The following is a 1,734-nucleotide window of genomic DNA, read 5'->3' as shown; positions in this document are numbered from 1 at the left end:
TTTATACGGGTATTGATAATTTTCCGTAAACCTATAACCGACTCTTTTCCGGGGAGAAGCTGGGTAAACTGGTTTTAAAAGTAATTGAAGAATCATAAGAAATGAAAGCAATACGCTGCAAGGCATACGGACCTCCTTCATCCCTGATATTGGAAGAAATGGAGAGCTTACATCCAAAGGCCAATGAAGTAGTGGTGCAGGTGAAGGCCTGTGGTATTAATTATCCGGACACCTTAATCATTCAGGGATTGTACCAATTTAAGCCAGAATTACCCTTTACACCAGGCAGTGATTTTGCCGGGGTCATAAAGAGCGTTGGGAGTGGGGTAAAACACCTCGCTATTGGGGATGCTATTTTTGGTTTTGTGACCTTTGGTGCATTGGCAGAAGAAGTAGTGGTTCCTGCAAATGCCTGTTTCCAAAAGCCGGGGAAAATGGATTTTTCCATAGCGGCTTCCTTTATGATTGCCTATGGAACCTCGTATCACGCCTTAAAGGATAGAGCAAAACTTCAGGAGGGTGAAACCTTACTGGTGCTGGGGGCATCAGGGGGCGTCGGACTTGCGGCTGTAGAGCTGGGTAAGTTGATGGGTGCCAAGGTAATTGCCGCTGCCTCTACCGATGAGAAATTAGCTTTATGTCGTGAATATGGTGCGGACCTAACAATAAATTACAGCAAGGAAGATCTGAAGCTGGCCATCAAAGAGCTCACCAATGGAACTGGTGTGGATGTTGTATATGATCCTGTGGGGGGAGATTATTCAGAAGCCGCCTTCAGAGGAATAGCCTGGGCAGGACGCTATTTGGTGGTGGGCTTTGCAGCAGGGAACATCCCTAAGATCCCCTTAAATCTCCCATTATTAAAGGGAGCATCTCTGGTGGGTGTTTTTTGGGGGACTTTTGCCATGAAGAATCCTAAGGGCAATATGCAGAATGCCATGACCTTGCTAAAATGGCAGGAGGAGGGGAAGCTCAAACCTCATATTCACAAGGTATATGAGTTGAAGGATACCTCAAAGGCGCTTCAAGCCATGCTAGACAGAGAGGTGATGGGCAAATTAGTAGTGAAGATATAAACTCGAAAATTGAAGAAAGATGAGACTAAAAGATAAAATTGCGATCGTTACCGGAGGTGCAAGAGGCATCGGGCAGGCAATATCTGAACTTTTTGCAAAAGAAGGAGCCACGGTGATCATACTGGATCTCCTGGAACAGGGGCAAGAAGTGGCAGAAGGGATTACCGCCGACGGGGGGAAAGCAGAATTTCATTCGGTTTCGGTGACGGATAAGTCCGCCATTGAGCAGTTGTTTAGTGAGGTACATTCAAAATATGGAAAAATAGACATCCTTATCAATAATGCGGGTATCACAAGAGACAGAACGTTGGAAAAAATGAGTGAGGCAGAATGGGACGCGGTCATTGATGTAAACCTAAAAGGAGTGTTTCTGTGTACTCAGGCGGTAATTCCTTATATGAAGGCTGCGAAATACGGGAGAATTGTAAGCGCAGCATCGAACGTGGGTCTCCGCGGAAATTTTGGGCAGACCAATTATGCCGCCACCAAGGCCGGTGTTATTGCTATGTCTAAGACCTGGACGGTCGAATTTGGTAAATACGGGATCACCGCAAACGCCATAGCCCCCGGATTTACGATGACCGATATGGTAGATAAGATCCCTGAAGAGCATTTTGCAGCTATCAAGGCCAGTATACCCTTGAAAACTGTTGCCCAG

Annotated in this window: 2 protein-coding genes; both read left to right on the top strand. The window is 46.1% G+C overall.

Annotation, left to right across the window (positions count from 1 at the left end):
* Window positions 1-101: 101 nt before the first annotated feature.
* Window positions 102-1,076 carry an NADPH:quinone oxidoreductase family protein gene (locus WBM49_RS02120; protein ID WP_424370414.1) on the top strand — a complete coding sequence of 325 codons (975 nt, stop codon included), beginning with the start codon at window positions 102-104 and terminating at the stop codon, window positions 1,074-1,076.
* Between the two features lie 19 nt (window positions 1,077-1,095).
* On the top strand, window positions 1,096-1,734 hold a 639-nt coding region (locus tag WBM49_RS02115), incomplete at its 3' end, for an SDR family NAD(P)-dependent oxidoreductase (RefSeq protein ID WP_424370413.1).

The organism is Muriicola sp. (assembly GCF_049669965.1).
In the GTDB taxonomy this organism is placed as follows: domain Bacteria; phylum Bacteroidota; class Bacteroidia; order Flavobacteriales; family Flavobacteriaceae; genus Muriicola.
This window is presented reverse-complemented; position numbering and strand designations above follow the sequence as displayed.

Excerpts from the sequence above, each read along its gene's own strand:
- WBM49_RS02120 (WP_424370414.1), top strand. The coding sequence starts at position 102 with ATGAAAGCAATACGCTGCAAGGCATACGGACCTCCTTCATCCCTGATA.